Consider the following 26,444-nt stretch of genomic DNA (forward strand, 5'->3'; position numbering starts at 1 on the left):
AAATTAAAATTAAAAAAATGAGCAAAAAATTAACGATAGGATTGTTTGGTTATGGAGTGGTAGGAACTGGTCTTTATGACGTCTTACACAAGAGTAAAACGGTAGATGCCACCATCAAAAAAATTGTGGTAAAGCATAAAGATAAGCCTAGAAATATTTCGCCGGAGCATTTTCATTATGATAAAAACGAAATCCTGCAAGACGAAGAAATTAATCTAGTAGTAGAATTGATAGATGATGCAGATGCAGCTTTTGAAATTGTGAAAACCGCTTTAGAAAAAGGGAAAGCAGTGGTTTCGGCGAACAAAAAAATGATTGCAGAACATTTCGAAGAATTGTATGAACTGCAAAAAAAGCATCAGGTTCCTTTCCTGTATGAAGCGGCAGTTTGTGGCAGTATCCCGATTATCAGAAATTTAGAAGAGTATTATAATAATGACTTTCTGCAATCCATTCAAGGAATTGTAAATGGTTCTACCAATTATATTTTGACCAAAACTTTCCAAGATAATTTAAGCTATGAAGAAGCATTGAAAGAAGCCCAAGAAAAAGGCTATGCAGAGAGCAGTCCTATTTTGGATACAGGTGGTTTTGATGCACGTTCTAAACTTCAAATTCTATTGACGCATTCTTTCGGAATTACAACAAAACCAGAAGAAGTTTTCAATGTAGGAATTCAGAATTTGGGAGATTTAGAGCTCAAATATGCCAAAGAAAAAAATCTACAGATTAAATTATTGGCATACGCTCAAAAAAGAAATGAAGAAGAAGTCATCGCACTCGTGATTCCTAAATTTGTAAAATCTACCGATACTTTTTCTACAGTGAGTGATGTTTTTAATGGAGTAAAAGTGCAAACCGCTTTTGCTGATAAGCAATTTTTCTATGGAAGAGGTGCGGGTTCATTGCCTACTGCAAGTGCAGTTTTGTCTGATATTTCTGCGATTGCTTATGATTACAGATATGAATATAAGAAAATTGCCAACTCAGAAAATCTGAAACTGGCTCAAGATTTTCCTTTGAAAGTATTATTTAGACATAAAGCCAAAGACAGCAAAAATTTTGAAAATTATTTTGAAGAAATCGAAGAGTTTTATGGCAATAGAGAAGATGCTTATTTCGTAGGAAGCATTCGTTTTCAGCAACTAAAAGACCTTTTCACAAAGCATCAAGATGAGGTGTCATTTGTGTTGATTGATATTTTATAATTATTAACTTGTTTTTTCCTTAAGCGTTGTTTTTCTCTGAAAAATGACGCTTTATTTTTTGTATAAAGGACATTATTGCGTCTCAAAATCGTAATTTATGGTTCAGAAATTATAAATTTTATGATTGGTTTTTGGTACGGGTAATTATTTTATTAGATTTACTAGCGGAAGTGCAGAATTACCTCCTGAAATGACACAAACGGAAAAAGAGGCTTATCTTAAAAATATTGATTATGCATACAATACATTGATTTCATCTCTTTTAAGAGACCCTCAAAATAGGTATTCGAATGATTGGATAAACTTAAATCAAAAAGGAAATGAACGACTATTTTTTGATTTGTTAAAAGAAATGGGACTGGAAGGAAAGATACTACTAATAAAAGAAGAAAACGGTACAACATCTACAATCAATGAAAACTCAGATGGAACTACAACAACTAATCCTTGTTAACTATTAAAAATTAAATCATGAAAACCCTAATATTAAAAATTCTAATCATTATAACATTTATAATGATTAACTCATGTAAATCGCAAGAATACCCTTTAAATTCAGATATCACTCAATATCCAGCCAATTCATATTTTAAAGATATTGATAATAAATATGATGCTTTTATTGGAAATTGGAAAGCTGTATATGATAATAAAACTATAACTCTGAAGATTAGTAAAGTTATTAAAAAGTCTCTTATGTTTGGTTCAAAGTCATTTTTTCAGGATGTACTAATTGTTCAACATTTAATTAAAGACAATGCTGGGAATATAATAGAAAACAAAATAGTGAATGATTTGAACATATATGATATAATTAGCATTAATTATAACTACACCGCAAATATTGTTTATTTAAATTATTCTGGAGTAAACTGTCGTGTTGGTTCAGGAATGTTATTTTTCAAATTGGTGAGTTCTAATTCATTTATAACTATAAGTCAATGAGTACCATCATTACTAAAGAAAATTGTCCAGATTATACAGACGCTTCTACTACAGTGCACTTGCCACAAATTGAAAATTTAGTTTTCACAAAACAATAAAGCAAAAAATAGCAAGGAGATTTCTTTGCTATTTTTATTTTTTTTGATTAGAATTATAAGCAAATACAAATTATTAGAAGAAGAAAATGGAACAACTTCTACATCAACTTGTAAATAAAATTTTAAAATGAAAAACAAAATTATTTTATTTGTATTAGCGTTATTTTTAATACAAAATTGTTCAGCACAATTCAATGATTATAATAAGAAGTATAATGAATTATTATCTACATTGCAGAAAAGTGCTAATAATAAAAAACTTTATTATGGAAAAGAATTTTCTGAGTTTTACCAGAATTTTATAGTAAAAGATAAAATAGTGTCCTTTGGTTATGACGGTAAATATGCTAATAGTAGGAAACTCTATATTTTGCGGTTATATTTTTCAAGAATAGAAGAAAGAGGTCCTCTAATTGACAATAAGCTCCCAATTCCTATGCTTAATATTACGTTTCAAGATCAGATACCAGATGAGATAATACCCTTGACGAGGAAGTATGAAGGAATATGGAATGAAGATATGGTAAAATTCTTTTCTAAGCTTAAAATTGAAAAGATTGAATACTATGGAATAAATGGATGGGATAATAAGGATAGAATAGCTAGATAAATTAGAAAAAATATTTTCAGCAATAAAAGAATTCTAAAAACTCCTCACTTCTGTTGAGGGGTTTTTTAGTTTTCTGATTGTTTATTTGTATTTTTGGCAGACAACATACAGATTATGCAAACAACAAGCACCGTTTTAATGATAGAGCCCGTTGCATTTGGTTTTAATGCAGAAACGGCACAGAATAATTATTTTCAAGTGAATTCAGAAAATGCTGAAACACAAGGGAAAGCACTACAAGAGTTTCAAAATTTTGCAGAAAAATTAAGAAGTCATGGCATCAATGTGATGACGATTAAAGATACCGTAGAACCTCATACTCCAGATTCTATTTTCCCCAATAATTGGATTTCTATGCACCAAGATGGAAAGGTAGTGCTCTATCCTATGTGTGCGATGAACAGAAGATGGGAACGCAGAAATGATATTTTAGAAAAGCTTCAAGAGAAATTTGAAATAAAAGAAATCATCGATTTTTCGGCTCCAGAAAAAGAAGGAAAATTTTTAGAAGGAACAGGAAGCATGATTTTCGATCATGACAACAAATTAGCGTATGGTTCTGTTTCGCTGAGGTTAGACGAAAAATTGTTCAGAGAATTTTGTGAGAATTTTGGGTATACACCTGTCGTTTTTCATTCTTTTCAAACAGCTAATGGAGAAAGATTACCGATTTATCATACCAATGTGATGATGTGTGTAGCAGACCAATTTGTGGTAATTTGCCTTGATTGTATTGATGACGAAACCGAAAGAGTGAATGTAGTGAATACCATTTTAGAATCAGGAAAGGAAATTATAGAAATTTCTGAAGAACAAATGCAACAATTCGCTGGAAATATGCTTCAAGTGCAAAATGAAGATGGCAAAAAGTTTTTGGTAATGAGCGAAACCGCTTACAATTCTTTAACTCCAGAGCAAATTTCAGCTATCAAAAAGTACAATGAGATTATCTATTCTAATCTGGAAACCATAGAAATAAACGGTGGCGGAAGCGCAAGATGTATGCTTGCCGAGGTTTTCTTACCGAAGAAATAAAGTGTTTTAAAATATTTTACAAAGCTAAATCAAAAAAAAACGTCTAGAATATTCTAGACGTTTTACAATTAAAACTTAAATTAATATGATGGTTTTGTGAGATTAGTTTCCTGTTCTGTTTTTAATGTCTTTATTAGCTCCTTCTATATTTCTGGCTTTTTGAGTTTTTTGGTTTCCAAAAGTATAGGTTGCAGTAAGTGCAAGCATTCTTCTATAATCATTTTTTCTTACATTATTGTAATATCCATTGCTTTGTACATCGCTGATTTTGTACTTAGATGAAGTGCCGAACACATCATTCGCTTCGAATAAGAATGTCCAATTGTTCCAAATTTTTCTTACAGAAATATCAAGCGATTGAATAGTAGAAAGTTTACCAATCGAAATTTGCTGAGGTGCTAGATAAAAATAATTTACGCCCAAGAATAAGTCTTTTTTGCTCGAAAGTCTGATATTGTTATTCGCTTGAATATGAAATAAATTTGTAGACTTGTTTAGATTAAACGCTGGGAAAGTTTCACCTGTAATAGGGTCTGTATCTACGCTACCTTTGAAGACATTATGACCAAAAGTTGTGGTGTAATTGGCACTCCAAATTCCATTATAGAAATTCTTTTGGAATCCTAAAGTTGCACTGAATTCTTGTTTGTCGCCAAAGTTAGTTCTAATGTATCTCAAAACGGTATTTCCATTTTCTACTTTTTGTAAAGGAATTTGGTCTGATGCATCTTTTACAAGGCTAGTATTTAAAACCAAGAAATAAGTGTTTTTATACATATAGTTCAGTTCTTGATTGTAATACTGAGACGCTTTCATAAAAGGATTATTCTGTACATAATTGGTCTGAGTAAGATAAATTCTAGAAGGGTTGAGTTCCCAGAAAGAAGGTCTTCTTACACGGCTAGAGAATGAATACGTTACATTATGATTTTTATTAATGGCGTAATTTATAGAGGCATAAGGTAAAAAGCTGTTGTAATCTCTGGTAAAATGTTCGTCTTTATCTAATACACTTCCTTCGCTTTTCGTTAGTTCCAAACGAGTTCCTAATTTGGTGGAAACTTTATCATTGAAGTTTTTTTCTAGCGTAGCATATACTCCTACAATATTTTCATCATAAATAAAATGGTTAGATTGGTTATCATCAATTCCTGTTGGTGGTAAAATATTTACAAATTGAGTATCATTGTCAGTTTTGGTTTTGTTGTAACTTCCTCCTACAGAAAGAGTTAAATTCTTGTTGAATTTCTGAATGTAATCTGCCATAAAACCAAGATTATCAATTTGTTGAGGGATAGATTGGTTGAAATTGGCTAAAGTTACTCCATTTATATCACTGGTTTTATTTACATTTTCTGTCTTTTGATTGAAGTTAAGATACGCAGCATTCAGTGATAGTTTGCTTCCTAAAGTATCTGTTTTTATTTCATAATTCAGGTTGAGAGAATGGTTTGCAGAATGGTCATTTTGGTTATTTGTGGTGATGTTTTCTCTTGTAGAATTATTAGAATAATCAGTGATGATGTTTCTAAAATAAGAAGAACCGTCTTTGGTTTTATTAAGATTCAAGCTGTAAGAAATCCCTAAAATCTGTTTATCCGAAATTTCATAATCAGCATTAATATTTCCGCCTACATAAGCATTAGGATTTATGGTGTTTCCAACGGATAAATTACTAGAAGTATCTGTTCCGTTGCTCAAAGTATAGGTGTTATATTCAGACCATTTTCCTACATAAGTATTGGTGCTTACAGTAAGTTTGTCTTTTTTATAATTGAGTGAAACCGATGTGTTTGGATTGTTATAATAACCTTGTTTGTCTTCCAGTTTCCAAGTTCCGCTCATCCCATCATATTTCTTCTTTTTCATGACGATGTTGATGATTCCTTGATTGCTTTCTACCTGAAATTCAGACGATGGAACAGTAATGACTTCTATTTTCTGAATGTTTTCAGATGGCGTATTTTTCAGCATTTCTAGAACCGCTTCCGCGCTCATATTGCTTTTTCTACCATTAATGTAGATGATGGCGTCATTCTTTCCTAAAATTTTAAGGCTGGCGTTGTCACTAGTAGAAATAAGGGGTGTTTCTTTTAAAAGTTCAAAAGCATTGCTTCCTTTTGCAACTGGCGAATTGGCTACATCATAAACCATTCTATCAGATTTCTTGTGAAAAACCTTTTTGGTCATTTTCACTTCCTGAATGTCTTTCGTTTTTTCTTCTTGCGAATAAGAAAAAAGCGAAGTAAGAAGTGCTGCTGTAAATAATAATTTTTTCATGGTATAATTTTTAAGTTTAAATTCTGTAAAAAAAGAAAAGTCGCAGTGGGTTATTAGTTGAGTGATTGGGTGTGGTGATTAGTTTTTGTGGTTATTAATTTTTTCACTGCGACTTTTTCAAGTTTGGTTATTAGTTTTTAAATGGTTAAAAGTTTTTTTTAAAAGTTCTTCAATTTAGCTGAAGTATGTTTTGTTTAATAATTTACATTGCAAAGATATATAATTAATTTAGTATTATGCAATACAAAGTAGTAAATAAAATTTATTACTGAATTTAACTCGTTGATTTTCAGTGATAAAAATTTTAGTTAATGAATTGCTTTCAGAAATAAGACAATCGAAATGGAAAAAGTATTACATCAAAAAACAAAAAAAAGTGAAAATTACTTTCCACTTTTTTATAATATTTTAAAAATCAAACCTTTACTCTCGGTTGAATTTGGCTAATTTTTTGTCAATCCAAATGGTTGCCAATGGGAAAAACGCAGCTAAAAGTGCGAATATAGAATCTTCGTCATCCCATTGATAAATTTTTCTACAAGGAAAGGCTAAAATCAGGTATAATGTGAAAAATAAACCATGAATACTCCCCATAACACTAATGTAAATAATGGGTAAAATTCCTTCCTTGTCCTCACGAATCCATACCATAGCCGAGAAAAGCAAAAGCCAAGAAATTGCTTCTGCAATACAAATTTGCTTAAACCATTTGATGAGTTTTTCTTGAGAATATTTGGATAAAAAGAAATTTTCGATGACTTCCATTATATTGAGTGTTACGTGATTTGAAGTACAAAAATAAAGATTTATTAATGAATTTTACTTATAAAAACTACTTCCGTCTAAATATTCAAAAACTTCTGGTGGAAGCATAGGTCTTACATTTTTGCCTTCTTTAATCATATTTCTAATTTCTGTGGCAGAAAGTTCTATTATCGGTGCATTTACCATGCTGATGTTCTCGTGCTGTAAATATTCATTGTCTTTTTTCTCGCCTTCAAAAGTTCTAGGATAGACGATGATTTGATACTCAGACATCAGTTTTTCTGAGTTTTTCCATTTAGGAAGCGAGTCTAGATTATCTTCGCCCATAATCAGCGCAAAAGAATAATTGGGATATTTTTCCTTGAGATAAGTAAGTGTGTCAATCGTGTAACTCGGTTTTGGTAAAGAAAACTCTACGTTTGAAGCCCGCATTTTAGGATAATTTTTCACCGCAAGTTGCACCATATCAAGACGGTTGTGGTCTGTGAGCAATGATTTTTTATCTTTAAATGGATTTTGTGGAGAAACCACAAACCAAAGTTCATCCATATTAGAATTTTCTAAAATATAGTTTGCCAAAATCAAATGCCCAATATGAATGGGGTTGAATGAGCCGAAAAACAGTCCAATTTTTTTCATTAAAGGGTTTAGGAGTTAGGGATTAGTTTTTTACTCGTAACAAGTATCTATCTCTAATGAAATTTCACATCACGAATATTCAAATAATAGGTTACATTTCCTTTCCAGTGATTTTCTTCTACAGTAAAAGCAATGTCGAAATTTTTAGTTTTGAAATCATCCATATATTGACCTAATTTAAAGCCAATACATTCTATATTTCTGCCAGAAACGGGCTGGTGAATGTAGAATTTTAGGTGATTTCCGTCTTTGCCCATTTGTTTTACGTAACCAGAAACTTTTTGATTTCTCAGTTCTAAAACTGGCTTCATATTGTGTGGCCCGAAAGGTGATAATTTTCTATGAAAATTAAAGAAATCACGGTTTAAATCTTCTATTTCAATGACAGAATCTATCGTAATAGAAGGGAATTTTTGGTGTTCCTGAATTTTTTCGGCAACTACTTTTTCAAATTTTTCTTTGAAAGCTTCAAATTTATCTTTCTCCATCGAAAGACCAGCCGCAGCTTGGTGTCCTCCGAATTTTAAGAAATATTCGCTACAAGCTTCTAATGCTTCGTGCACATCAAAATCTGAAACACTTCTTGCAGAAGCTACCATTTCGCCATTGTTTCCATCGGTGAAAACTAAAGTCGGTTTGTAGTACACTTCAGTCAATCTAGAAGCTACAATCCCGATTACGCCTTTGTTCCATTCATTATGATAAACCACAGTGGTGAAATTATTTTCTTGCTGGGTTTCAATGACTTGGTTAAAGGCAGATTGAGTTGTATTCGCGTCTAATTCTCGTCTGGAATCGTTGAGATTTAAGATGTCATCTACAATTTGATGTGCGTGTTTCAAATTGTCTGAAATCATCAATTCTACCGCGGCTTTTCCATGAGAAATTCTTCCTGCAGCATTAATTTTCGGAGCAATTTCGAAAACGATGTTAGAAATATCAAACGTAGAAATTTTTTCTTCAGGAATCAGGAGTCTTATTCCTAATTTTCTGGTTTTTCTTAATGTTTTTAATCCCAGTTTTGCTAAAACTCTATTTTCGCCAGTCATTGCTACAATATCTGCAGCAATAGAAATAGCGAGTAAATCAGTAAGTTCGTAGAGTTCGTTTTCTGGAATTTTATAAATTGTATTAAGACCTTGACATAATTTAAAGCCCACCCCACAACCAGAAAGTTCTTTATAAGGATATCTACAATCGGTTCTTTTCGGGTCTAAAACGGCAAAAGCTTTTGGCAATTCTTCGCCTGGTAAATGGTGGTCGCAAATAATAAAATCAATGCCAAGAGAACTGGCATATTCTATTTTATCTAATGCTTTAATTCCGCAATCTAATGCGATGATAAGCGAGAATCCGTTTTCTTTAGCAAAATTAATTCCCTCATCAGAAATTCCATAACCTTCAGAATAACGGTCTGGAATATAGAAATCTAAATATTTTTTTTCTACAATTTTAGAAAGATAAAGATACATGAGCGAAACTGCAGTAGTTCCGTCTACATCATAATCACCGTAAACCAGGATTTTTTCACCGTTTTCTATAGCAGAGGCAATTCTGTCTACTGCCAATTGCATATCTTTCATCAAAAACGGACTGTGAATGTCTTCTAACTTAGGTTTGAAGAATTCTCTGGCTTTTTGGTAATCATCAATGCCTCTTAGAACCAAAATTTTTGATTCTAAAGTCCCGAAACCAATCGATGAACTGATGCTGTCTACAATTTCTTCATCAGGTGCTGGTTTATATATCCATTTTTGGCTCATAAATGCAAAGTTAGGGAAAAAATAATTGCTAATTTAATAGACATTTGTTATTAGTTCTATTTTAAAAACAAAAAAAACCGCTCAAAAATTTGAGCGGTCTATTTTTTAACTTTTGTCTTTCGACTTTCAGTTTAAGAATACATTTGTTGTTGTAATTCTTTGATTTTTTTGTCTTCTAGATATTCATCGTAAGTCATATCTCTATCGATAACACCTTTTGGCGTAAGTTCTATGATTCTGTTACAAACCGTTTGAAGCATTTCGTGGTCATGAGAAGCCAATAAAATGTTTCCTTTGAAATTAGAAAGTGAGTTGTTCAGCGTAGTGATACTTTCTAAGTCTAAGTGGTTGGTTGGTTCGTCTAAAAGTAAGACGTTTGCTTTTTGGAGCATCATTCTAGAGAACATACATCTCATTTTTTCACCTCCAGAAAGTACAGTACAAGATTTAAGCGCTTCGTCTCCTGAGAATAGCATTCTGCCAAGGAAACCACGCATGAATTCTTCATGTCTTTCTTCGTCATTTTTAGTAAATTGTCTTAACCAGTCTACTAAATTTAAGCTCTTATCTTGGAAGAAATCAGTATTGTCGAGCGGCATGTAAGATTGATTTGTAGTAACTCCCCAATTGTATTCTCCTTTATCTGCTGTTGCATTTCCTGAAATAATTTCGAAAAATTCTGAAATTGCCAAAGAGTTTTTAGAAATGATAGCTACTTTGTCACCTTTCTTCAACTTAATATCTACGTTAGAGAAAAGCAATTCGCCGTCTTTGGTTTTTTCTAAATCTTTTACTTCAAGAATTTGGTCACCTGCTTCTCTTTCCATTTCGAAAATAATTGCAGGATAACGTCTAGAAGTAGGTTTTATATCGTCAATATTCAGTTTTTCAATCATTTTCTTTCTAGCAGTTGCTTGTTTTGCTTTAGCAACGTTAGAACTAAATCTAGCAATGAAATCTTGTAATTCTTTTTTCTTTTCCTCAGCTTTTTTATTCGCTTGTTGACGTTGTCTTGTTGCTAACTGAGAAGCTTGATACCAGAAAGAGTAATTACCTGTGTAAAGATTTAATTTAGAATAATCTAAGTCACCAATGTGCGTACAAACGGTATCTAAGAAGTGACGGTCGTGAGAAACTACAATTACCGTGTTTTCATAATCTGCTAAGAAATCTTCTAGCCACGCGATGGTGTCAATGTCTAAGTCATTGGTAGGTTCGTCTAGAATCAAAACATCTGGATTTCCGAAAAGTGCTTGAGCCAAGAGAACTTTTACCTTGTCTTTGTTTTCTAGCTCTCCCATCATTTGCCAGTGCATTTCGTCTTTTATTCCCACGTTAGAAAGCATGGTTTGCGCATCTGATTCTGCATTCCAGCCTCCCATTTCGTCATAGATTACGCCGAGTTCTCCAGCTTTAATTCCGTCTGCATCAGAGAAATCCTCTTTAGCATAAAGCGCATCCATTTCTTCTTTGATTTCGAAGAGTTTTTTATTTCCTCTTAATACAGTTTCTAAAACGGTAAAATTATCGTAAGCAAAGTGATCTTGTTCTAGAACAGACATTCTTTTGCCTGGTTCTAGTGATACATTTCCTGTAGTTGGTTCTTGTTTTCCTGTTAAAATTTTCAGAAAAGTAGATTTTCCTGCTCCATTTGCTCCGATGATTCCGTAGCAATTTCCTTTGGTAAACATGATGTTTACCTCGTCAAATAAAACTCTCTTCCCGAATTGTAGTGATAAATTAGATACTGTTAACATATTGTTTCGTAAATTTGGCGCAAAAGTAAGAAAAGAATTTGGTATTTCGAGGCTAAGATTCGGATAAAGAATGAATTATTATAAAGGAAAATAGATTTCTAGGGTAGGTGAATTGACCTTTAAAATTATTTGATTCATAAAAAATTAATAAATTTTAATAAATGATTATCAGTAAGTTGGTTCTTAAATTAAATTAAAATGAGTGGAAAAACTGAATTTGGCACGTGCTTTGGTGCTTGTTTCAAGGTTTTTCAAGTCATTTGTCATTTTAATGAAGATTTCAGAATTCAATAAAAATGGTAAAATTTTATAAACTTTAATATAAATTATGTAAATTTATATTTTAGCAATAATTAGACATTTGCAGTATACAATGAAGATAGAAAAAACCATAAATATTTTAAATAAACGAGCAAAATTCGAATATGAAATTTTAGAACAGATAGAAGCAGGAATTGTTCTCACGGGAACCGAAATTAAAGCGCTTCGTTCGTCTAAAGCATCTATTACAGAGAGTTTTTGTCAGTTTATAGAAAATGAGTTGTTCGTTGTGAATATGAGTATTGATGAGTATAAATTGGGAACTTTTTATAATCATAAAATCAAAAGAGAGCGTAAACTCTTATTACACAAGAAAGAATTGCAAAAGTTTCAAAGAAAGTTGAAAGATGTAGGAATGACTGTAGTGCCGCTTAAGCTATATATAAATGATAGAGGCAAGGCAAAAATGCTTATAGCACTAGGAAAAGGGAAGAAACTTTTTGATAAAAGAGAAACAATAAAAAACAGAGAAAATAAAAGAAATTTAGACAGAATATTAAAGAAAACCTAAAAAAACTTTGTTTTTAACGATATTTTGTGTTTATTTTGCATTATCAATTATTTAATCATTTAATTCTATGAAAAATCTAAAATTAGGAATTTCAGCATTGGCACTTACACTTGCCTCTACTGCTTTCGCTCAAACTACTTCTAACCCATGGGTTATTGGAGTTGGTGCACATGGAGTGAATCATATGGGAGTTGCTAACGGTGGTGTTGACAAAGTATTTGACAACTTCGATCAAGTTTTCACACTTAACAACTATACTATTACTCCTCCATTATCAAAATTAACTATTGCAAGAAACCTTAACAAGTATTTTGTTCTTGACTGGCAGACTTCTGTAGGTAACGTAAATAACAAAAGATTTGACATGGGGAAAGAATTTTTCCTACAAACAGGTCTTGGTTTACAATTTAAATTTGCAAGTCTTTGGGATGAAGAGTCTTGGTTTGATCCATATGCAAGAGTTGGAGCTAACTATTTAAGACATGATTATTCAGGTCTTACTTTCCCAAGACATGACAATGCTAATGATGTTACACTAGGAAGCTATAATGGAGATGATTTAGTAGGTAAAGCTAATCACTTCACAGCTGCTGCTGGTTTAGGTTCTAACTTCTGGTTAACTAAAAACTTTGGTTTAAACTTACAAGGAGATTATGTAGCTACACCTGGAGATGATTCAAGTGTTGCTAACTTCTGGCAAGCTTCTGCGTCATTAATGTTCAGATTTGGTAACACAGATAGAGACAAAGATGGTATCAAAGATAAAGATGATGCTTGTCCAGATGTACCTGGTTTAGCTCAATTCCAAGGTTGTCCAGATACTGACGGTGACGGTGTTGCTGATAAAGATGATAACTGTCCTGAAGTTGCTGGTCCAGTAGAAAACAATGGTTGTCCTTGGCCAGATACAGATGGTGATGGTGTTCTTGATAAAGATGACGCTTGTCCATCAGTAGCAGGTCCTGCTGCAAACAATGGTTGTCCTTGGCCAGATACAGATGGTGATGGTATCCTTGACAAAGATGATGCTTGTCCTACAGTTGCTGGTTTAGCTCAATATAATGGTTGTCCAAGAACTGATGTAAACGTTGCTGATGATGTAACTAAAGCTTTAAACGATATCTTATTTGATTTCAACAAAGCTACCATCAGACCAGAATCTAAAGAAAAATTAGACCAAGCTGCTGCTTATATTAAAGATTTCCCTGCTGGTAAATTCTTAATCGAAGGTAGAACAGATAAAAAAGGTTCTGATGCTTATAACTTAAAACTTTCTAGACAAAGAGCTGCTTCTGTTGTTGCTGCTTTAGAAGCTAGAGGTGTAGCTCCTGAACAACTTAAATCAAGAGGAGTTGGTGAAGCTAAAGCTACTGTAGCTGAAACTGCATCAGACGCTGAAAGATTAGCTGACAGAAGAGTTGTTGTAGAAGCTATTTCTGCTGCTGCTTGGGATGCTATCCAAAAATCAGATCTTCCAGCTGCAAAAAAATCTAAAAAATAATCAATTATTTTAAGATAAATTTAAACACCCTTATTTTTAAGGGTGTTTTTTTGTGCTAATTTTCTTATTTTTGCAAACGTAAAATATCAAATTATGGGACGCGCATTCGAATATAGAAAAGCTTCAAAAATGGCTCGTTGGGATAAAATGGCCAAAACGTTTTCTAAAATTGGGAAAGATATCGCTATTGCAGTAAAAGCTGGCGGTCCAGATCCAGATTCTAACCCTGCTCTTAGAAGATGTATCCAAAATGCAAAAGGGGCAAACATGCCTAAAGACAATGTAGAAAGAGCGATTAAAAAAGCTTCTGGGGCAGATGCAGAACATTATGATGAGGTTACTTATGAAGGATATGGACAAGGAGGTGTAGCTTTTTTCGTAGAGTGTACAACGAATAACTCTACCAGAACGGTTGCAAACGTAAGAGCGATTTTCAATAAGTTTGATGGTAATTTAGGCAAGAACGGAGAGTTAGCTTTCATCTTTGACAGAAAAGGAATTTTCACCATAGATAAATCTTTAATCAAAATGGATTGGGATGACTTCGAGATGGAAATGATTGATGGTGGAGCAGAAGAAATTGATAGCGATGAAGAAGAAGTGATGATTACTACTGCTTTTGAAGATTTCGGTTCTATGTCTCATAAATTAGATGAGCTAGGAATAGAAGCTAAAAGTGCCGAATTACAAAGAATTGCTAATAATACCAAAGAGGTAAACGAAGAACAGTTCAAAGCTAATATGAAAATGCTAGAACGTTTCGAAGATGATGATGATGTGCAAAACGTTTACCACAATATGGAAATTACAGATGAACTGATGAATTCTCTATAAAAATAAAAAGCCGCAAATTTTGCGGTTTTTTTTTATTAAGGAAATACATCTTCTATATCTTTCATTCTCAGCATGACAGAACGAGCATAAGAACAATGTGGAACAATAGTCCAATCGTTTTCTCTCGAAAATTCTATGCCTTTTTCTACGAGTTTTTTCCCCATTCCTTGTCCCTCGAATTTAGGAAAAACCATAACATAAGAAATAATCAGTGTGTTTTTCTCTGGCTGAATCGTGTAAGTCAGCCTTCCGATTTCTTCGCTTTCATTTTTAAGAGAAATAAAGCCTCCGTTTCCGTTTTTATGATTTTCAAAAGTTAAATTCATAATCTAAATTTTTATAAAAGTAAGAAATTTTAAAATTCGAACATCATATAATTGCATTTGATTAAATTTCCTTATAATTTAGCATTTCTGTATATTATGAAAATTTCAAAATCACATCTTTTAGACGGAAAAACTATTTCCATTACAGGTTCGAAAAGTATCTCGAATCGTTTGCTTATTTTGGGCAAATTATTCGGAGATTTAAAATTAGAAAACCTTTCAAATAGTCAAGATACTCAACTTTTACAAAAAGCACTCAACGAAGATTCTGAAACAGTAGATATTCATCACGCTGGAACTGCAATGCGTTTTTTGACATCATTTTATGCCATTCAAGAAGGAAGAAAAACCATTCTTACTGGTTCTGCAAGAATGAAGCAAAGACCCATAAAACCATTGGTTCATTCATTAAGAGAATTAGGTGCAGAAATTAATTATCTGGAAAATGAAGGTTTTCCGCCTTTAGAAATTCAAGGAAGAAAAATTGAGAAAAATTTCGTAAAAATTTCTGCTAATATTTCTTCACAGTTTATTACGTCATTATTATTGATAGGGGCAAGTTTAGAAAACGGTTTAGAAATAGAATTACAAGGCGAAATAACTTCTCGTTCCTATATTAAAATGACACTTAAAATCTTAAAAGACATTGGGGGTGAAACACGTTTTGAAGGAAATACTATAAAAATATTAAGTGCTGCGTCGTCTTTATCGAATCAAAAATTAGATAGGCATTATCACTCTTCTAAGATTAAGCATTATACGGTAGAAAGCGATTGGAGTTCGGCTTCTTATTTTTATTCTTTGGTGGCAATTGGTAAGAAAAAAATGCATCTCAAGAGTTTTTACGCGCATTCATTGCAAGGGGATTCTGCCTTAAAGGAAATTTATTTGAAATTTTTCGGGGTAAATACCATTTCTGATGCAGGAGAGAATAAAATCACATTACTTCCAGATACCCATTTTAAATATCCAGAAAAATTCGTTTTGGATATGAATGATTGTCCAGATATTGCTCAAACAGTTTGTGTGACTTGTGTTGCGCTGAAATTGCCTTTTGAAATTTCAGGTTTAGGAACTTTGAAAGTGAAAGAAACAGATAGACTGGTTGCACTTCAAAATGAATTAGAAAAAATAGGTTGCAGAACAGAAATTACCGAAAACTCCATTAAATCTCTAGAGTTTTTTGAGCCGAAGAATGAGATTTCTATTGCAACATACAATGACCACAGAATGGCGATGAGCTTTGCGCCTTTTGCTTTGGTAAAAGAATTAGACATACAAAACGAAAATGTAGTAGAAAAGTCTTATCCAGATTTTTGGACGGATTTTTTTGAAATTACAGAGAAATCGTAATGACTTCTTAAATAAAATAATAGTCGATGACAATAATAATCACTGGAACTTCAACGGGAATTGGCTTTGCACTCGCTGAATATTTTGGCAAAAAAGGGTATAAAGTTTTTGGTTTAAGTCGAAAAAATGTGGAGAGTCAATATTTTACCACAATTCCAACGGATATTACAGATAATGCACAAGTTCAAGCTGCGATTTCAGAAATTTTGAAAACGGAAAGTAGAATAGATGTGCTCATCAATAATGCAGGAATGGGAATGGTAGGCGCTGTAGAAGATTCTACCAAAGAAGACATTTTGAAGTTACTCAATCTGAATTTAGTTGGGGCGGTACAAATGATGACTGCGGTAATGCCCAAAATGCGTGAACAAAAATTCGGTAAAATCATCAATGTATCGAGTATTGGTTCAGAAATGGGACTTCCGTTTCGTGGATTTTATTCGGCGTCTAAATCTGCGCTAGATAAAGTGGTAGAAGCTATGCGTTACGAAGTCTATCAATGGAATGTAGAGGTTTGCAGTTTGCATTTGGGTGATATCAAAACCAAAATCGCTGAGAATAGAGTGAAAACTCAAGTTTCAGAACCGTATAAAAATGTTTTTGATAAGGTGTATTCTTTGATGAATGCACACGTAGATGAAGGAACAGAACCTTTGGAAGTAGCACTATTTATTGAAAAATTATTAGAAAAAAAATCTTGGAAAGCGCATTATTATTTCGGGAAGTTCGGGCAGAAAATTGGTGTTCCTCTTAAATGGATTCTTCCTCAGAAAACCTATGAAAATCTGATGAAGAAATATAATAAAATGGATTGATTTCAGTTGAAAATTGTGAATTGAAAGTTGAAAATTATTGAAGTTATTCTTAAAAATATTTTTTGTTCTGTTTTGCGTTTTTTATAATGCGCAACAGAAACAATTCATCTTAATTGATGTTCAAACCAAAAAAGAATTCATTAAAAAAGATTCTCTCTCCGCAGCTCTATTTCTAGATTCTTTAGCCGAAAATAACTATTACTTTACCAAGATTTTAAATGTTGAAAAAGTAGACAAAATCACGAAAATAAATTTTGATAAAGGCAAGAATTTCAATGAAGCGAAAGTGCAATTTTCACCAGAGACTACTAAGTTTTTAAAGACCAAATCAGAAATTTTCACCAAAAATTTAGATTCTCTCAAACAAAATATCAACCAAAGATACATTAATGAAGGTTTTGCTTTTAACCGAGTGAAAACACAATTTTTAGGCTTTGAAAACGATGTTCCGAAAGTTGAAATTTCTGTTTTCAAAGGTGATAAAAGATTAATCAATGGTTTTGTTTTACAAGGTTTTACCAAGGTTCCGAAACGCTTTGTGAAAAATTTAGAAAAAGAATTTGTAGGAAAAACGTATGATGATAGTAATCTTCTTAAAATAAATTCAAGGTTAGAAAACCATCCTTTTTTGGTTCTAGAAAAAACTCCGCAAACCCTTTTTACCAAAGATTCTACACAAATTTATCTTACTTTTCAAAAGAAAAAAGCCAATAATTTTGATGGAATTCTCGGATTCGGGAATAATGATAAAAATAAATTTAGTTTCACAGGAAGTATTAATCTTAATCTGAAGAATGTTTTTAATAGTTTTGAAATTATCTCTCTGTATTGGCAAAGAAATCAACAGAGCGGACAAAACTTCGACTTCCAAACTGATATTCCTTACCTTTTCGGTTCTAACATCGGTACGAATCTCAATATGAATATTTACCGTCAAGATTCTACTTTTGCAAATGTTAAATTTCGTCCGGCATTGTATTTTCATCTTTCACCAAAACAGAAAGTTGGCGCAAGAGGAAATTTTGAAATTTCGTCTGTTTTAGATGATACTTATACTTCGGGACAAGACTTTAGCAAAAAAGGGATTGGTGCTTTTTATGAGTTTACAGAAACCTCAGAAGAAGCTCTTTTTGTTTACAAAACCAAAATTATTGGTGAGGCGGATTTACTCAGTTCTTTTTACCAAAATTTAGAAAAAACTTTTCAACAAACCCGCTATTTTGTTTTTGCAGAGCGCAATTTTCATCTTAAAGGGAATCATTATTTCAATGTGAAAGCTGAATCTGCAATGCTAGATTCAGATGGAGAGATCACTACGAATGAACTTTTCAGAATTGGTGGTTATAATTCGTTGCGTGGTTTCAATGAACAATCACTTTTTACAGATTTTTATGCTTTTGGTGGGTTAGAATATCGTTATTTAGTTAATAATCAAGCGTTTTTTGATGTTTTTGGGCAGTTAGCTAATGTGAGGAATTCTACACTGAAAACCACATCTAAACTCTATAGTTTCGGGCTTGGTTTTAATTTTTTATTACCAATTGGCTTGATGACTTTTCAGATTTCAAACGGGCAAGAGTTTAATAATCCATTTAAATTTCAAGATACCAAAATTCATTGGGGAATAATTAGTAAGTTTTAAATTAACCCCAAAAGTTTTCTCTAAACTGCTGTAAAATAAGGCGAAATTTCCAGAATGTTAAAATTTTTTAGAATCCTTGAGTTCTTCTAACAATTATTAACAGTTGAAAAAAAAGTTTAATAGAAGTTTAACTATAATACTAGTTTTAACTGTTTTATTTAATCCTAAAAACAAAGTATTTTTGCTCCATATTTATGAAGCGAATTTTACTACTTAGCTGTTTGCTGTTTTTTACATCAATAAGCGCTCAGACTTTTTCTGGAACTCTTTTTATGCGAGATAAATCATCTTTCTATCTCAACCAGATATACGTAACCAATTTAAATGAGCAGAGAACTTACCTTACTTCATACACTGGTGATTTTAAGATTCCAGCGAAAGTAGGTGATGTAATAAGGTTTACCTCAATTGTTTCTGAACGAAAAGATATTAAAATTACTCCTCAGTTACTCGAAAATCCTCGAAATTTAATAGAACTTGAGGTTGCTTACAGAGATATTCAAGAAGTTATTTTGAGTAGATTTAAGCCTACAGGAAACCTTAGAAAGGATGTTCGTGCTTTGGATTCTAAGAAATCTTCTCTAGAAGTGGCTAAAATAGTTGGCTTGCCAGCTCCAAAAGGTGACGGAACCCCTCCTGTTACTCCGATTGCAAGTTTAGTAAACGGTGGATTTAGCATTAGTTTAGAAAGTCTTTATGATGTAATTTCTGGTGAAGCAAAGAAAAAACAAAGACTTCAAGAATACGAAAGAATGCAGATAGGCATTAAAAACATTAAAGCTTATCTGGGCGATGATTATTTTACCAGATTAAAAGTGCCTCTTCATTTGGTAGATAATTTCTTACAATTTGTTTATACTTCTGATAATTTGAAAATCTATATAGATGTTGCTAATTATGAAGCAGTAAAGGTTTCCATCGAAAAATATCTGCCTATTTATCAGAAAAGACTTCGTAATTCTCATTTACAAGAAATTTTAACTAACTAATAGTTGTTAGTTAAAATTATTAATAGAATCCGTTTATATTTATGATTTTTATCGCTTTTTAACAATTGTTTTGTATTTCTATTTAAAAATAGTTATATCTTTGTCCCATAAATCGAAATATTTGTGGGGAAGAATAAGTTAGCAAGATTTGAAGAAAATAGAAAACTTCCAAATGTAATACAACCAAGTAGAGAAGAAGCCTTAGGTAATTTTGAACTGAAAGGTAAATGGAGAGAAAAGGTTTTTAAAAATGATAATCCAATAGTTTTGGAATTGGGTTGCGGAAAAGGAGAATATAGTGTAGGAATGGCAAAAGCCTTCCCAGAAAAAAACTTTATCGGAGTAGATATTAAGGGAGCGAGATTTTGGTTTGGAGCTAAAGAAGCTTTAGAAAAAGGTCTAAATAATGCTGCTTTTTTACGTACTCAAATAGAATTAATAGATTGTTTTTTTGATGAAAATGAAGTAGATGAAATCTGGATTACTTTTCCAGATCCTCAGATTAAATACAGAAGAGGAAAGCATAGATTGACTCATCCAGATTTTTTAAATCGTTATAAAAAAATTCTGAAACCTTCTGCTATAATTCATTTAAAAACAGATTCTGAGTTTCTGCATGGTTATACTTTAGGAATTTTACAAGGGTATGGCCATGAAATTCTAACCGCTCATCATGATATTTATGGAGCGCCAGAATATGAACCAGATACTCTTTATTTAAGAGAAATAAAGACTTATTATGAGGAATTGTTTTCTGCTAAAGGCAAAACGATTACTTATATTAAGTTTAGGTTATAAATCGAAATAAAAAAGAAAAGAATGAAAAGAGCGTTTGTTTTATTTACGGCACTTTGTGTCGTACATTTTTCGGCTCAAGAAAAAACCGAAAATGTTCAGCTTACAGCAAGAAGTCAAGTGTCTACTGTAGAGGCTGTATCTATGCTTGGTAATTATAATACTAATCAAGAGTCTAGTGAATTAAAAAAAGAAGTCACAAAGCCTAAGACTGATAAGGATGAAAATGCTGCTTTCGAAGAGTTGATGAAATCTGAAAACGAAAAAAACAAAAAACTCCTTACAGCTCAAGTTTTAAATGAAATGCTTGGGAGTGACCAGAAAGACACATTAAGCCTTTTATTGGTGAAAAATGTATCAGATTGTAATATGGTACTAAAAGTGGTGGGAAAAACAAGCTATAACATTCCTATTCCTGCAAATGGCCAGAATGCAGTGATGGTAGAAAAAGGAGTATATCAATTAACGGGTAAAGTTTGTGAATTACAATATGATACTCAGAAGGATCTCAGCAAAAATCTTTTAGTAGCTATTAAAAGAATGGAAAATTAAAAAAACAATATCAATAAAAAAAACTCTCAAGAATTTCTTGAGAGTTTTTTGTTGGTATGATCTTCGAAAAATTATTCAGCGTCAAAGTCTTTATCTGCATCAGCAGTTACTTTTTCACCTTCTTTAGATTTTTCTTTATCAGCTTTTCTTTGAGATTGACCTTCTTTGATAGATTCTGATACTACAGAAAGAATCATGTCAATAGATTTAGAAGCATCATCGTTTCCTGGAATTACGAAGTCTACTTTTCTAGGGTCTGAGTTAGTATCTACGATACCAAATACAGGAATACCTAATTTTTTAGCTTCAGTTACAGCGATGTGTTCTCTCATAATATCTACTACGAATACAGCAGAAGGAAGTCTAACCATGTCAGCGATAGAACCTAAGTTCTTCTCCAAGTTAGCTCTTTGTCTGTCTACTTGTAATCTTTCTTTTTTAGATAAAGTTTCGAATGTACCATCTTTCTTCATTTTATCGATAGCGTTCATTTTCTTAACCGCTTTTCTGATAGTAACGAAGTTAGTTAACATTCCACCTGGCCATCTTTCAGTGATGTAAGGCATGTTAAGTTCTGATGCGTGTTTTGCTACTACTTCTTTAGCTTGTTTTTTAGTAGCCACGAAAAGAACTTTTTTACCTGCAGAAGTAATTTTTTCTAAAGCGTTGCAAGCTTCATCTAATTTCACTGCAGTTTTATGCAAATCGATAATGTGAATACCGTTTTTCTCCATGAAAATGTATGGAGCCATATTAGGATTCCACTTTCTAGTCATGTGACCAAAGTGTACGCCTGCTTCTAATAAGTCTTTAACTTGTGCTTTTGCCATTTTTTTAATTTTTGTTAGTTTACGTTCCGCTTTTAAGCAATCAACTTTACGTTGGATGGGAGTAAAGTTTGGGTGCTAAACATAACGGGCAATTTTTGTAATAATTTGTAAATAAACCGAGAAAAAAGATTAACGTTTTGAGAATTGGAATCTCTTTCTTGCTTTTTTCTGACCTGGTTTTTTTCTTTCTACCATTCTAGCGTCTCTAGTAAGAAGACCAGCTGGCTTAAGCGCTAATCTGTTTTCTTCATTAATTGCACATAGTGCTCTAGAAATCCCTAGTCTAATTGCTTCAGCTTGACCTGTAATTCCACCACCGAAAACGTTTACAGTAACATCGTACTGACCTACAGTTTCAGTTAATAAGAACGGTTGGTTTACTTTATATACTAACATGTCAGTACAGAAGTAAGTTTTTGCATCTTTACCATTTACAGTGATGTTACCAGTACCTGGTTTCACGTAAACTCTAGCTACAGAAGTTTTTCTTCTTCCAATCTTGTGAACTATAGACATAATTATTTAATTTCGTTAAGGTTAATAACTTTTGGTTGCTGTGCTTCGTGCTTATGCTCAGACCCAGCGTATACATACAAATTCTTGTAGATAACACTTCCTAATTTGTTTTTTGGTAACATTCCTTTTACAGATTTTTCTACCAATTTACAATTGTCTTTTTTGTGCACTTCTTCAGCAGTTAACGATTTTTGACCACCTGGATATCCAGTATGCCAAATGTATTCTTTGTCTGCCCACTTGTTGCCAGATAAAGCAACTTGTTCTGCATTCAAAACGATTACGTTATCACCACAGTCTACGTGTGGAGTGTAATTCGTTTTGTGCTTACCTCTCAAAATCTTTGCAACTTTAGAAGCTAATCTTCCTAACGGTTGCCCAGCTGCATCTACCACAACCCATTCTTTCTTAGCGGTAGCTTTGTTAGCTGATACGGTTTTGTAACTTAATGTATTCACTTATTATCGTTTACGATTAAACATAATTTTCCCCTAAAAAGGTGTGCAAAGGTATGAATTTTTTTTGGAATTGAAAAATTTTATCAGGATTTAAACATAATTTTCCCCTTAAAAATTTAATTTTCAATCTCTTAATGACTTGGTGTTTCTGAAACTAGCCAATAAATAATACCCCACAAAAACAATAGAAAATTTAAAAACAGACGGCAACGCTTTTTCTAGGTCAAAAAGTAAAGCGCCTACCAGAACTAAAAAAATCATAGCACCAAAAGAAATTCCTAATTTTTTTGGCAGAGAAATAACAGGATTATCTAAGTAATAAGCCATTCCCCAAGCTAATCCGAAAGCAAAACTGTAAAAAAGTTCAAGCCATAATCCACCACTTTCTAATAAGAAATGATTGATTAAAAAACTGATTAAAGTTCCTGCTATGGTGTATAATAAAGCTCTCTTCATGTTTTAAAATTTTTACAAAAATACTTAATTTTTCAATTCTCGGGATTTTTCTATCTTTGAGGCCTATCGAAAAGTTATTTATGGAAACCCAAAAATATCAACCTAAAAACAAGGTAAGAGTAGTTACAGCATCCTCTCTTTTTGACGGACATGACGCTGCCATTAACATTATGCGAAGAGTGATTCAAGGAACAGGATGCGAAGTCATTCACCTTGGCCATGATAAATCTGCAGAAGAAGTAGTAAACTGTGCTATTCAAGAAGATGCAAACGCTATTGCACTTACGTCCTATCAAGGCGGTCACAATGAATATTTTAAATACATCTATGATTTACTTCGTGAGAAAAATTCTCCTCAAATCAAAATTTTTGGTGGAGGTGGTGGAGTAATTCTTCCTGAAGAAATCAAAGATTTAATGCAGTACGGAATAGACAGAATTTATTCTCCAGATGATGGTAGAGAAATGGGATTGCAAGGGATGATTGATGATTTGGTTCAGAAATCTGATTTTGCAACTGGCGAAAATATTACCGTTTCTGACATTGAAAATATCAAATTTGAAGATGCCAAATCTATCGCTCAATTGATTTCTGCAGTAGAAAACTTCTCAGATGAGAAACCAGAATTGGTTTCAGCATTAAAAGAAAAAGCAAAACATTTCAATATTCCCATCATTGGAATTACAGGAACTGGTGGTGCAGGTAAATCTTCATTAACAGATGAATTGGTGCGTAGATTTTTAAGAGCTAACGCGGATAAAAAAATTGCGATTATTTCCGTAGACCCTTCTAAAAAGAAAACGGGAGGCGCACTTCTCGGCGATAGAATCAGAATGAATTCTATTAATGATTCTAGAGTTTACATGCGTTCTATGGCTACTCGTGAGAACAATGTTTCGGTTTCGCCTTACATTCATTCTGCATTAGATGTTTTAAAAATTTCTAGTCCAGATATTATCATTTTAGAAACTTCGGGAATTGGTCAGTCTGGTTCAGAAATTACTGAAATTGCAGACGTTTCTATGTATGTAATGACTCCAGAATATGGTGCTTCTACGCAGTTAGAGAAAATTGACATGTTAGATTATGCAGATTTAATAGCATTGAATAAATCTGACAAAAGAGGAGCTTTAGATGCTATTCAAGCAGTGAGAAAACAGTTTCAGCGTAACCACCAATTGTGGGAAAAACCATTAGAAGAAATGCCAGTTTTTTCTACGAAGGCAAGTCAGTTTAACGATTGGGGAACTACCGCTCTGTACAATGCATTGATTGAAAAAGTGAATGCTAAATTCACTTCATTAGATTTAAAATCGTACGAAGAACAAAACGTTTCGGAAGAATCTACTATTATTCCACCAAAAAGAGTTCGTTACCTTTCTGAAATTGTAGACAATAATAAAAATTACGACAAAGAAGTTGAGGAACAAGCATTAATCGCTAAAAAAATGTATCTCATTGATGGTGCTAAAGCGCTGATTACAGATGATGAACATACTACAGATAAACTTGAAAAAGTTTTCCTAAAAACCAAAAAAGAACTTTCGGAAGAAAACAGATTGTTCCTTCAAGGTTGGCATCATTTCAAAGAAGAAATGCAACAAGATAGCTTCTCTTATTTGGTTCGTGGAAAAGAAATTAAGGTAGAAACGAAATATGAATCACTTTCTCATCTTAAAATTCCAAAAATTGCTTTGCCAAAATTCCAAGATTGGGGCGATTTAATTCGTTGGAAAGGTCAAGAAAACGTTCCGGGAGCATTTCCTTACACTGCGGGAATTTATCCTTTCAAAAGAACAGGTGAAGACCCTACCAGAATGTTTGCAGGTGAAGGCGGTCCAGAACGTACCAACAGAAGATTTCACTATGTTTCTGCGGAAATGCCTGCGAAAAGACTTTCAACTGCTTTTGATTCTGTGACTTTATATGGTCAAGATCCTGCTTTCCCACCAGATATTTACGGAAAAATCGGTAATGCGGGAGTTTCTATCGCGACTTTAGATGATGCTAAAAAATTATATTCAGGTTTTGATTTAATCAATGCATTGACTTCAGTTTCGATGACGATTAATGGCCCTGCTCCAATGATTTTGGCGTTTTTCATGAATGCGGCAATCGATCAAAACGTAGAAAAATACATCGAAGAAAACAATCTTTGGTCTAAAGTTGATGAAAAACTTAAAGCAAAATTTGATGATAAAGGCTTAAAAAGACCAGTTTATAATGGCAATCTGCCAGAATCTAATAATGGATTGGGTTTAAAACTTTTAGGTTTAACAGGTGATGAAATTGTAGATGCAGAAACCTATCAAAAAATAAAAGCACAAACTATTGCTACGGTTCGTGGAACTGTTCAGGCGGATATTTTAAAGGAAGATCAAGCACAGAATACTTGTATTTTCTCTACAGAATTTGCCTTGAGATTAATGGGAGATGTTCAGGAATATTTCATTCAAAATAAAGTGAGAAACTTCTATTCGGTTTCTATCTCTGGTTACCATATTGCTGAAGCTGGTGCGAACCCGATTTCTCAGTTGGCATTTACTTTGGCAAACGGTTTCACTTATGTGGAATATTATTTGAGCAGAGGAATGGATATCAATGATTTTGCACCGAATTTATCTTTCTTCTTCTCTAATGGAATCGACCCAGAATATGCTGTAATCGGTAGAGTGGCGAGAAGAATTTGGGCAAAAGCAATGAAACTGAAATATGGAGCTGATGAAAGAAGCCAAATGTTGAAGTACCACATTCAAACTTCTGGTCGTTCACTTCACGCACAAGAAATTGATTTTAACGATATCAGAACTACGCTTCAAGCGTTGTACGCAATTTATGATAATTGTAACTCGTTGCATACCAATGCTTATGATGAAGCGATTACTACGCCAACTGAAGAATCAGTACGTAGAGCAATGGCGATTCAGTTGATTATCAACAAAGAACTTGGATTAGCGAAAAATGAAAATCCGTTGCAGGGGTCTTTTATTATTGAAGAATTAACGGATTTGGTAGAAGAAGCGGTGTATGCAGAATTTGATAGAATTACAGAACGTGGAGGAGTTCTAGGAGCAATGGAAACCATGTATCAGCGTTCAAAAATTCAGGAAGAATCGATGCATTACGAATGGCTAAAACATACAGGAGAATATCCAATTATTGGAGTGAATACTTTCCTAGGAAAAGACGGTTCACCTACAGTTTTACCAGGAGAAGTAATTCGTTCTACTGAAGAAGAAAAGCAGTTGCAGATTCAGAATTTAGAGAACTTCCAGAAATCAAATGAAGATAAAACTCATGAATGGTTGCAGAAACTTCAAATGGCTGCCATCAATCAGAAAAACTTATTCGAAATGATGATGGAAGCAGTAAAATATTGTTCACTCGGACAAATTACCAACGCACTTTTCGAAGTGGGCGGTAAATACCGAAGAAATATGTAGAC

General features: G+C 32.9%; 25 protein-coding genes. 15 read left to right on the forward strand and 10 right to left on the reverse strand.

The window, feature by feature from the left end; genetic code table 11:
- The first annotated feature begins 17 nt into the window (after nt 1–17).
- The 5 genes from N7277_RS04560 to ctlX all read left to right on the forward strand — a co-directional run bounded on the left by N7277_RS04560 (nt 18) and on the right by ctlX (nt 3,896).
- Complete coding sequence (locus tag N7277_RS04560; protein ID WP_274780535.1) at nt 18–1,208, forward strand: homoserine dehydrogenase; 1,191 nt, start codon at nt 18–20, stop codon at nt 1,206–1,208.
- A 124-nt stretch (nt 1,209–1,332) separates the two neighbouring features.
- Complete coding sequence (locus N7277_RS04565) at nt 1,333–1,662, forward strand: hypothetical protein (RefSeq protein WP_274780536.1); 330 nt, start codon at nt 1,333–1,335, stop codon at nt 1,660–1,662.
- A gap of 17 nt (nt 1,663–1,679) precedes the next feature.
- A complete protein-coding gene (locus N7277_RS04570; RefSeq protein WP_274780537.1) occupies nt 1,680–2,153 on the forward strand; it encodes a DUF6705 family protein in 474 nt (157 codons plus the stop codon).
- A gap of 225 nt (nt 2,154–2,378) precedes the next feature.
- Nucleotides 2,379–2,861, forward strand: a complete 483-nt coding sequence (locus tag N7277_RS04575; protein ID WP_274780538.1) for a hypothetical protein — start codon at nt 2,379–2,381, stop codon at nt 2,859–2,861.
- Between the two features lie 114 nt (nt 2,862–2,975).
- Complete coding sequence (ctlX, locus tag N7277_RS04580; protein ID WP_274780539.1) at nt 2,976–3,896, forward strand: citrulline utilization hydrolase CtlX; 921 nt, start codon at nt 2,976–2,978, stop codon at nt 3,894–3,896.
- Between the two features lie 102 nt (nt 3,897–3,998).
- Here the strand turns inward: ctlX and N7277_RS04585 are convergent, their stop codons facing one another.
- From N7277_RS04585 to N7277_RS04605, 5 genes are all read right to left on the reverse strand, one after another.
- Complete coding sequence (locus N7277_RS04585; protein WP_274780540.1) at nt 3,999–6,176, reverse strand: outer membrane beta-barrel family protein; 2,178 nt, start codon at nt 6,174–6,176, stop codon at nt 3,999–4,001.
- A gap of 423 nt (nt 6,177–6,599) precedes the next feature.
- Entirely contained in the window at nt 6,600–6,941 is a 342-nt protein-coding gene (locus N7277_RS04590) for a DUF3817 domain-containing protein (RefSeq protein WP_274780541.1), read from the reverse strand.
- Between the two features lie 54 nt (nt 6,942–6,995).
- Complete coding sequence (gene nadD / locus N7277_RS04595) at nt 6,996–7,580, reverse strand: nicotinate (nicotinamide) nucleotide adenylyltransferase (protein ID WP_274780542.1); 585 nt, start codon at nt 7,578–7,580, stop codon at nt 6,996–6,998.
- A gap of 53 nt (nt 7,581–7,633) precedes the next feature.
- A complete protein-coding gene (gene recJ / locus N7277_RS04600; RefSeq protein WP_274780543.1) occupies nt 7,634–9,343 on the reverse strand; it encodes a single-stranded-DNA-specific exonuclease RecJ in 1,710 nt (569 codons plus the stop codon).
- Nucleotides 9,344–9,474: 131 nt separating this feature from the next.
- The gene (locus N7277_RS04605; RefSeq protein WP_069800965.1) at nt 9,475–11,100 is read right to left on the reverse strand and encodes an ABC-F family ATP-binding cassette domain-containing protein; all 1,626 of its coding nucleotides are present in this window, start codon (nt 11,098–11,100) and stop codon (nt 9,475–9,477) included.
- A gap of 373 nt (nt 11,101–11,473) precedes the next feature.
- On the opposite strand from N7277_RS04605, the gene smpB reads away from it, so the two are divergent.
- The 3 genes from smpB (at nt 11,474) to N7277_RS04620 (ending at nt 14,267) form a co-directional block, all read left to right on the forward strand.
- Nucleotides 11,474–11,932, forward strand: a complete 459-nt coding sequence (smpB, locus tag N7277_RS04610) for an SsrA-binding protein SmpB (protein WP_274780544.1) — start codon at nt 11,474–11,476, stop codon at nt 11,930–11,932.
- A 67-nt stretch (nt 11,933–11,999) separates the two neighbouring features.
- Complete coding sequence (locus N7277_RS04615; protein ID WP_274780545.1) at nt 12,000–13,433, forward strand: OmpA family protein; 1,434 nt, start codon at nt 12,000–12,002, stop codon at nt 13,431–13,433.
- A 93-nt stretch (nt 13,434–13,526) separates the two neighbouring features.
- On the forward strand, nt 13,527–14,267 hold the full coding sequence (locus N7277_RS04620) for a YebC/PmpR family DNA-binding transcriptional regulator (protein WP_274780546.1): 741 nt from the start codon (nt 13,527–13,529) through the stop codon (nt 14,265–14,267).
- 35 nt (nt 14,268–14,302) lie between these two features.
- Here the strand turns inward: N7277_RS04620 and N7277_RS04625 are convergent, their stop codons facing one another.
- A complete protein-coding gene (locus tag N7277_RS04625) occupies nt 14,303–14,593 on the reverse strand; it encodes a GNAT family N-acetyltransferase (RefSeq protein ID WP_274780547.1) in 291 nt (96 codons plus the stop codon).
- 96 nt (nt 14,594–14,689) lie between these two features.
- On the opposite strand from N7277_RS04625, the gene N7277_RS04630 reads away from it, so the two are divergent.
- The 6 genes from N7277_RS04630 (at nt 14,690) to N7277_RS04655 (ending at nt 20,739) form a co-directional block, all read left to right on the forward strand.
- Nucleotides 14,690–15,946 (forward strand): 3-phosphoshikimate 1-carboxyvinyltransferase, encoded by a 1,257-nt coding sequence (locus tag N7277_RS04630; RefSeq protein WP_274780548.1) that lies wholly within the window; start codon nt 14,690–14,692, stop codon nt 15,944–15,946.
- A gap of 26 nt (nt 15,947–15,972) precedes the next feature.
- Complete coding sequence (locus tag N7277_RS04635) at nt 15,973–16,761, forward strand: SDR family oxidoreductase (RefSeq protein ID WP_274780549.1); 789 nt, start codon at nt 15,973–15,975, stop codon at nt 16,759–16,761.
- Between the two features lie 37 nt (nt 16,762–16,798).
- On the forward strand, nt 16,799–18,403 hold the full coding sequence (locus tag N7277_RS04640; RefSeq protein ID WP_274780550.1) for a hypothetical protein: 1,605 nt from the start codon (nt 16,799–16,801) through the stop codon (nt 18,401–18,403).
- A 272-nt stretch (nt 18,404–18,675) separates the two neighbouring features.
- Nucleotides 18,676–19,392 (forward strand): hypothetical protein, encoded by a 717-nt coding sequence (locus N7277_RS04645; protein WP_274780551.1) that lies wholly within the window; start codon nt 18,676–18,678, stop codon nt 19,390–19,392.
- Nucleotides 19,393–19,515: 123 nt separating this feature from the next.
- Complete coding sequence (gene trmB, locus N7277_RS04650; protein ID WP_274780552.1) at nt 19,516–20,190, forward strand: tRNA (guanosine(46)-N7)-methyltransferase TrmB; 675 nt, start codon at nt 19,516–19,518, stop codon at nt 20,188–20,190.
- Between the two features lie 21 nt (nt 20,191–20,211).
- Nucleotides 20,212–20,739, forward strand: a complete 528-nt coding sequence (locus tag N7277_RS04655; RefSeq protein ID WP_274780553.1) for a DUF6759 domain-containing protein — start codon at nt 20,212–20,214, stop codon at nt 20,737–20,739.
- A 71-nt stretch (nt 20,740–20,810) separates the two neighbouring features.
- Here the strand turns inward: N7277_RS04655 and rpsB are convergent, their stop codons facing one another.
- From rpsB to N7277_RS04675, 4 genes are all read right to left on the reverse strand, one after another.
- The gene (rpsB, locus tag N7277_RS04660) at nt 20,811–21,569 is read right to left on the reverse strand and encodes a 30S ribosomal protein S2 (RefSeq protein WP_069800987.1); all 759 of its coding nucleotides are present in this window, start codon (nt 21,567–21,569) and stop codon (nt 20,811–20,813) included.
- 129 nt (nt 21,570–21,698) lie between these two features.
- On the reverse strand, nt 21,699–22,085 hold the full coding sequence (gene rpsI, locus N7277_RS04665) for a 30S ribosomal protein S9 (RefSeq protein WP_069800989.1): 387 nt from the start codon (nt 22,083–22,085) through the stop codon (nt 21,699–21,701).
- Between the two features lie 2 nt (nt 22,086–22,087).
- Nucleotides 22,088–22,543: a 50S ribosomal protein L13 gene (gene rplM / locus N7277_RS04670; RefSeq protein ID WP_069800991.1), complete on the reverse strand. Its 456-nt coding sequence runs from the start codon at nt 22,541–22,543 to the stop codon at nt 22,088–22,090.
- A 123-nt stretch (nt 22,544–22,666) separates the two neighbouring features.
- Nucleotides 22,667–22,999 carry a hypothetical protein gene (locus N7277_RS04675; RefSeq protein ID WP_274780554.1) on the reverse strand — a complete coding sequence of 111 codons (333 nt, stop codon included), beginning with the start codon at nt 22,997–22,999 and terminating at the stop codon, nt 22,667–22,669.
- An 80-nt stretch (nt 23,000–23,079) separates the two neighbouring features.
- Between N7277_RS04675 and N7277_RS04680 the strand changes: the two genes are divergently transcribed.
- On the forward strand, nt 23,080–26,442 hold the full coding sequence (locus N7277_RS04680; RefSeq protein ID WP_274780555.1) for a methylmalonyl-CoA mutase family protein: 3,363 nt from the start codon (nt 23,080–23,082) through the stop codon (nt 26,440–26,442).
- Nucleotides 26,443–26,444: the final 2 nt, after the last annotated feature.

The organism is Cloacibacterium sp. TD35, assembly GCF_028864635.1.
In the GTDB taxonomy this organism is placed as follows: domain Bacteria; phylum Bacteroidota; class Bacteroidia; order Flavobacteriales; family Weeksellaceae; genus Cloacibacterium.

Bases quoted from the DNA above. Each gene is read 5' to 3' on its own strand.
- N7277_RS04560 (WP_274780535.1), top strand. From the start codon at position 18: ATGAGCAAAAAATTAACGATAGGATTGTTTGGTTATGGAGTGGTAGGA.
- N7277_RS04570 (WP_274780537.1), top strand. From the start codon at position 1,680: ATGAAAACCCTAATATTAAAAATTCTAATCATTATAACATTTATAATG.
- N7277_RS04575 (WP_274780538.1), top strand. From the start codon at position 2,379: ATGAAAAACAAAATTATTTTATTTGTATTAGCGTTATTTTTAATACAA.
- ctlX (WP_274780539.1), top strand. From the start codon at position 2,976: ATGCAAACAACAAGCACCGTTTTAATGATAGAGCCCGTTGCATTTGGT.
- N7277_RS04585 (WP_274780540.1), bottom strand. From the start codon at position 6,176: ATGAAAAAATTATTATTTACAGCAGCACTTCTTACTTCGCTTTTTTCT.
- N7277_RS04590 (WP_274780541.1), bottom strand. From the start codon at position 6,941: ATGGAAGTCATCGAAAATTTCTTTTTATCCAAATATTCTCAAGAAAAA.
- nadD (WP_274780542.1), bottom strand. From the start codon at position 7,580: ATGAAAAAAATTGGACTGTTTTTCGGCTCATTCAACCCCATTCATATT.
- recJ (WP_274780543.1), bottom strand. From the start codon at position 9,343: ATGAGCCAAAAATGGATATATAAACCAGCACCTGATGAAGAAATTGTA.
- N7277_RS04605 (WP_069800965.1), bottom strand. From the start codon at position 11,100: ATGTTAACAGTATCTAATTTATCACTACAATTCGGGAAGAGAGTTTTA.
- smpB (WP_274780544.1), top strand. From the start codon at position 11,474: ATGAAGATAGAAAAAACCATAAATATTTTAAATAAACGAGCAAAATTC.
- N7277_RS04615 (WP_274780545.1), top strand. From the start codon at position 12,000: ATGAAAAATCTAAAATTAGGAATTTCAGCATTGGCACTTACACTTGCC.
- N7277_RS04620 (WP_274780546.1), top strand. From the start codon at position 13,527: ATGGGACGCGCATTCGAATATAGAAAAGCTTCAAAAATGGCTCGTTGG.
- N7277_RS04625 (WP_274780547.1), bottom strand. From the start codon at position 14,593: ATGAATTTAACTTTTGAAAATCATAAAAACGGAAACGGAGGCTTTATT.
- N7277_RS04630 (WP_274780548.1), top strand. From the start codon at position 14,690: ATGAAAATTTCAAAATCACATCTTTTAGACGGAAAAACTATTTCCATT.
- N7277_RS04635 (WP_274780549.1), top strand. From the start codon at position 15,973: ATGACAATAATAATCACTGGAACTTCAACGGGAATTGGCTTTGCACTC.
- N7277_RS04645 (WP_274780551.1), top strand. From the start codon at position 18,676: ATGCGAGATAAATCATCTTTCTATCTCAACCAGATATACGTAACCAAT.
- N7277_RS04655 (WP_274780553.1), top strand. From the start codon at position 20,212: ATGAAAAGAGCGTTTGTTTTATTTACGGCACTTTGTGTCGTACATTTT.
- rpsB (WP_069800987.1), bottom strand. From the start codon at position 21,569: ATGGCAAAAGCACAAGTTAAAGACTTATTAGAAGCAGGCGTACACTTT.
- rpsI (WP_069800989.1), bottom strand. From the start codon at position 22,085: ATGTCTATAGTTCACAAGATTGGAAGAAGAAAAACTTCTGTAGCTAGA.
- N7277_RS04675 (WP_274780554.1), bottom strand. From the start codon at position 22,999: ATGAAGAGAGCTTTATTATACACCATAGCAGGAACTTTAATCAGTTTT.
- N7277_RS04680 (WP_274780555.1), top strand. From the start codon at position 23,080: ATGGAAACCCAAAAATATCAACCTAAAAACAAGGTAAGAGTAGTTACA.